At 74.2% G+C, this 361-nt stretch carries 1 protein-coding gene; it reads left to right on the top strand.

Going from position 1 to position 361, the window contains the following annotated elements; translation table 11 throughout:
• Nucleotides 1-361: alcohol dehydrogenase catalytic domain-containing protein (locus ACEN88_RS34700; RefSeq protein ID WP_413346950.1), on the top strand; the 361-nt coding region annotated here is incomplete at both ends.

The following is a 361-nucleotide window of genomic DNA, read 5'->3' as shown; positions in this document are numbered from 1 at the left end:
TGGCCGGCGAGGTGCGGGTGCGCCAGCTGGCCATCGGCGTGAACTTCCTCGACGTGTATCACCGTAGCGGCACCTATCCGCTGCCGCACCTGCCGGCCACGCCCGGTGTCGAAGGCGCCGGCGTCGTCGAGGCGCTCGGCCCCGGGGTGACCGGCTTCGAACCGGGCCAGCGCGTCGCGTACACGGGACTGCTCGGCGGCTATGCGGCGGTGCGCAATGTGCCGGCCGATCGCCTCGTGGCGGTGCCGGACGCCGTCTCCCTGGATGCCGTCGCCGGCGGCCTGCTGCGCGGCCTGACGGCGCACATGCTGTGTCTTTTTCACATCTCCGCGCCCACGCGGCGGGGCGGCCGGGGGGGTGG

Source organism: Massilia sp. CT11-108, from assembly GCF_047302915.1.
Lineage (GTDB): Bacteria > Pseudomonadota > Gammaproteobacteria > Burkholderiales > Burkholderiaceae_D > Telluria > Telluria orientalis.
This window is presented reverse-complemented; position numbering and strand designations above follow the sequence as displayed.